Source organism: uncultured Succiniclasticum sp., from assembly GCF_902793885.1.
In the GTDB taxonomy this organism is placed as follows: domain Bacteria; phylum Bacillota; class Negativicutes; order Acidaminococcales; family Acidaminococcaceae; genus Succiniclasticum.
Map to the genome: position 1 here is coordinate 1 of NZ_CADBFF010000052.1, position 5,009 is coordinate 5,009.

6 protein-coding genes are annotated in these 5,009 nt (G+C 49.1%); all 6 read right to left on the reverse strand.

All coding sequences use genetic code 11. The features are described from left to right. Positions 1 to 623 (reverse strand): class B sortase (locus QZV31_RS12850; RefSeq protein WP_295361399.1); only part of this gene is annotated, 623 nt, incomplete at its 3' end. A gap of 69 nt (positions 624 to 692) precedes the next feature. Continuing rightward, entirely contained in the window at positions 693 to 2,015 is a 1,323-nt protein-coding gene (locus QZV31_RS12855) for a hypothetical protein (protein WP_295361401.1), read from the reverse strand. A gap of 66 nt (positions 2,016 to 2,081) precedes the next feature. Beyond that, complete coding sequence (gene lepB / locus QZV31_RS12860; RefSeq protein WP_295361404.1) at positions 2,082 to 2,750, reverse strand: signal peptidase I; 669 nt, start codon at positions 2,748 to 2,750, stop codon at positions 2,082 to 2,084. Beyond that, positions 2,743 to 4,257: a DUF5979 domain-containing protein gene (locus QZV31_RS12865; protein ID WP_295361407.1), complete on the reverse strand. Its 1,515-nt coding sequence runs from the start codon at positions 4,255 to 4,257 to the stop codon at positions 2,743 to 2,745. Before QZV31_RS12865 ends, lepB begins: the two co-directional genes overlap by 8 nt. A gap of 71 nt (positions 4,258 to 4,328) precedes the next feature. Beyond that, a complete protein-coding gene (locus tag QZV31_RS12870) occupies positions 4,329 to 4,709 on the reverse strand; it encodes a hypothetical protein (RefSeq protein ID WP_295361410.1) in 381 nt (126 codons plus the stop codon). After that, positions 4,702 to 5,009 (reverse strand): hypothetical protein (locus QZV31_RS12875; RefSeq protein WP_295361413.1); only part of this gene is annotated, 308 nt, incomplete at its 5' end. The genes QZV31_RS12870 and QZV31_RS12875, both read right to left, overlap by 8 nt.

Consider the following 5,009-nt stretch of genomic DNA (forward strand, 5'->3'; position numbering starts at 1 on the left):
TCCCCTTCTGTCGGCTCGTTATATATGATCGCCTTCCCTCTCAGAAAAGCGAGTACTTCCGAAATCGTGCGGCCTTGCGGATCGAACAAAACTGTTTCATTTGCTTCCGCAGAGCATACGGCAAACAACCGCAATTCATAGGACCGCTCATCTGTCACAATCGTGCCAGAGCGGCGCTGGTCAAAGTAGGCTCTGTCTTGAAAGTCGTCCAGAGCGCCGAACATTGCCCCGTGTTCCATGTGATGCCCGTAAATAATGGAATACTCGTCGTTGAAATCCGGGCTATTGTTCACGTCAAGGAAAATCGACCCACTGAGAGAAAATTCCCCATAGGGGTCTTTGTTCAGATATTCATAGTTGTCCTTCCCCTGCATAACAGGGTAATCAATATCTGTATCGTTCACTGTGAGCCATGCGATATGATTTTCGGAGATCTTTTTTTCCTCCTGCAGCGGCTCATCGAGAGCCGGCTTATAGGTAAGCGACGACCGGTCCGTGGCGTTTTGATACAGCCAGAGGTTATCCATCAGGGAGTACGTCCCGATGAGGAGCAGCAAAACACATACGATCACGATCACTGTATCCACTAATTTATCCAGTATTCCAATCAATCTGCTCCCCATAACAGTCCGCCCTCAGGTTTTTGCCGCGGGGAGAGGAGATCATCCTCTCCCCGCGGCAAAGCTTTGCGTTTATTCCGCTCTTTCTTCTTTTCTGCGCTTGCCCAGCAGAACGATTCCAAGGCCGACCACGGCGATCATGATCACGGCAACAGCCGGTCCAACAACGCTGATCACGCCAGTGGGGATGACGCCCTGCCGTTCATTCTTATACGAGGTTTTAACAACCTTTTCATTTCCTGCAATCGTACCGATTACGCCGGTTGTTGCTTTATCATATCCAGAAACCCCGCTGGCTGTGGACTTATAATCCTCGGCGTTTTCGGTTAAGGTATAGGTAGCGTTTATCGGCAAACCGCGCACCGCAATGCTCTGACCATGCTGTAAATAAAATTTCTGTTCAATTTGACCGTTACTATCTGATGTTAGTGTAAGCACATTCGTTTTTCCGCTGTTCGCCGCAATGGTAGCATTATTACTGCCGCTGGTGGCGTCAGCATTGCCGTCGGTGGTGTTCGCATCGCTGTCATCTGCAAGAGAAACCGTATATACGTTCCCCGACGTCAGGCCTGTAATATTCAGCGTGAATTCGAAATACTTGTCTAGGGAGGCCTGATTGCCGGAAACTTCTTTTTTGAATACGAGGTCTTTGGACTTGTATTCGTTGGTGAATCCGTCTGTTTTATCAGCAAGTTCATCTCCTGTGGCTACCACATCATCGGAACCCATAGTATCACCGATCGTGACATCGCTCTCATTCTTATGCAGCACATAACCGGAGATCACAAGCTTACCGTTATTATCCGTTACATACACGTCAAGCACGCGGTCCACGTCATTATCATGCATAATACCGGCGGCAGCGTTTGTCGCGCTGGCTTTTTCGGTGATGATATAACGGTAAATTCCGGGTTCAACGAAGGTAATATTGGAAAAATCGACTGTTGCAGTCTTCACGGCGTATTTCTCACCTTTGGAGGTTTCGAATTCTACGCCAGTGTCAGCAGTAAGACCGGTCACTCTGTCCGAAGCAGCACGGCTCACATCAATATCGCCTGATTGAACGGAAGTGTAAGTAGTCTCGCCGGGTGCAAAAGTTGTATCTGTAATGGTGATTTTATCCGCATCTACGCCCGCGTCTACCTGGAACACAGCGTTATCTGAAGTGGATGTGGAGATTGCAGTTCCCGCTTTGATTTCATACTCAAATGTACAGCTGGGAACGTTGTCACCTGCGCCAATAATCAGAAATTTTTTGAATGTGAGTCTGGTGCCGTCAACCGATGTTAAACCTTCACTGGTCTCGTACTTGTTTTCAGCAAATGCTGTAATACCGAGGCTCATCACTACAGCAACGGCCAGGAATACACAGCACAGCTTTTTGATCAATTTCATTTGAAACCCTCCTTGTATGCATCGTTTTGTCTTTTATCGTTTCGCAATCTCGCGTAATACAGGGTTTTAAATTCCGCGTCTACGAAACACATAGACTACCTTTCCCAAAAGGTTGTCTTCTGTGAGTTCTCCAAACGCCCGGCTGTCAGAACCGTTCTCCCGCTGGTCATCCAGCAGGAAGTATCCATTTGCCCCCATCTTGTAAGGGAATGATACCTCTGAACCTTCCAGTTCCCTTGTCGGATAAAACACGCTTTCCGATGGAACATAGCCGTTTATCAGCATTTCGCCGATCTCTGTGATCTCGATCTCGTTTTCTCCAATAGCCACGATCCGTGAAATTCCTGTCTCTCCGGTTTTCGGGTTTCGGTATGCTACCGCGTCACCCACCCGGTACGGATCCAGCTTATAGGTAATCAGCAGATCTCCATCCATAATGAAGGGATACATGCGGTTTCCATGGTGAATGTGGACACCGAGCACAAAAGTAAACACTGCAATCAGGATTGCTGCGACAGCCGCCAGCTTGATCAGAAAACGCAGCAGAGGGCTTATGCGCTTTTTGTTTGCCTTCTGCCCATTCTTTGCCGCAGCATGCTTCCCTGATCTATGCCGCTGTTCTGCTGTTTCATGCTCAGTATGTCGGTGCATTCCTGCCCGCGTTTCACCGTGAGGCGGATGTCTACCCGTCTGTTTGAGCGAAGCTTTCCGCTCTTCATCCAGCAACTCATCCATGCCGCCTGCGCCTCCTTTTCCCAAACAGCGGAACGGACATCAGAAGCATCGATGTTCCGATCAGCGCCAGAGCCGGCGCCCGGTCATCCCAAAAGCCCGTAGGCACAATGCCATCCCTTGTATTGGTAAAGGTGACGGTCGTGTCCTTTTGGAGGTTTGCCTTCGTCCAGAATCCTGCCACAGTTGCGCCTGTCATCCCGGTGCCGTCCGCATGCTGGATGGCTGCGCCCGGTTTGTAATCCTCCTGTGTTTCCTTTACAGTACACTCAACGCCGTAAGGGAGTCCTTCAAGCGTTACGCTTTGCCCATGCTGGAGATAAAATGTAACAACAGCAGTCCCTGGAGCCGTAAACTGAATTTGCGTTCCTGCTGAAGATGTGTCGTCATCCCGTCTGTTCGCCGACATGTCCGAGTATACGGTTGCGTCGTTCCCCTGCGGACTACGATCCGCGTTGTCCGCATTAAGATCAAACTGCGGAAATACGCTGAGAATATCCGAAAAACTGAGCGCAGACAGTTCGTTTAAAAAATTATGGTTGTTCGCATAACCGGACGGCCCGCCCGAAAAGCCTGTAAAACTATCGTCAATCTTTAGTTCTATCTCAATTTTGAAATATTTGTCTCTTGACGCTTCGTTTCCGGCAACGTTTTTAGCGACTGTCAGATCCACAACCTTCATATTCTGGAAATACGCTCTGTCCACCGCCGTTCCGATCACCGTATCACTGGCATATATATCGCCGCTTGCATAAGCCACGTACAGTCCGCTTGCCACAGAAGGCGAGGTATAGGTTACGGTTTTTACCGGGCTTCCGGCGTTTAATGCCTCTGCCAAAACATCTCCTTGATCCCCGTATTTGTATTTCCATCCGGTGGCGCTGCCACTGTCCTGTACGATTTCAGCACCCAGAACATCGAAATAATAGGTGCCGGCAGCGCTGCCAAGGCTTGTGTTGTAATACGGAGCAAGAAGCGGATTCGCATCGTTCGGAAGCGTAAGTGCAGCTCCATCGTGGCCTGTATATCCGCCATTTTTCAGGATGTATAGTATTCCGCCGATATCGTATGCGTAAAAGGTGCCGTCTAAGATTCCGCCCGTAACATTCTCACTTTGAACGAGCCTCCACCCATTTGGCACTGTTTCTGTGACCGTATATTGTGTACCTTTAGGCAAACCGGAAATCAATGCAGAAAGCTTGTCGCCGTTTACCGTGACGGTTTTTTTCCATGTCCCACCGACAGTTCCCGTGAAGCCGAGAGCAGTGAAATCCGCATTCGGATGCGTGAGCGTCACGGTGAAATCGAAGATTCCGTCGTTATCGGGGATAGAGTCCTTCTCGATCACCAATCCTCCAGTGTACAGACTGTTGACGATTTTATATTCTATCGTGCGTTTGGTTGCACCTTTCGTCACATAGGCTGTGCTGCTCTCATCAAAGCCCCAATGGTTGGGATCTGTCCCGTTTGCATAATACTGGATAGTGACCTGCAGATCCGTTTTTTTCACAACATGCGGCTTAATCTCGTCATAGCACTGTGCTGTCACAGAGTCCAGCGTTTCCGTAATCGTGTAAACAATCAGATCACCGCTATTGGTCTCCCATGGACAAGATTTCCGCTGCCATCCGTAGTCTGCGTCGGCCACGGGGACAGGGTGATATCTATACTGTTTGGGCGAAGTTTTAACGCATCGTTATTATCATCCCAGTACTTCTCAAACTCCAGCGTTACCGCAGGCTGCCATGTGACGTGGATCGTATGATCGCTTTCAGTGTTGCCGCCAGCCGGAAAGGTGTAGGTATAGTAATCAATCTCGCCGGTAGACTTGTATATGACATTCGTAGGCTGCACTTCCGTGCCGTCTACGAGCAGCTTGTTTATAATGTATCCTTCCTCCGGTGTAAGTTTATAGGTGACTTTCTTCCCGTTGGGGACGTCATACATTCTCTTTTCATCCACTTCTCCTGGAACATATCTTCCGCCATACAGCCAGTTCCCATCTCCTGTTTTTCCACACTTCGATCATCCCGTAATAGCCGGAGGATGAGGTGATGTTGTGTGTAATCTCATCCGACAGGAAGAAGAAATCCGTGGTCATCAGTTCACCGTTGGACCTAGTATCTCTCGGCGCACTCTGCCAGAAGGTTACATTTACGCCACTCTGAGCCAAGCCAAGAACAGCAAAGCCGTTTTCATAAAAGTTATTTCCCCCCGCGGATGTTTTTGCCACCAAAGTGTTTCCGTTATAAAGGTCCATAT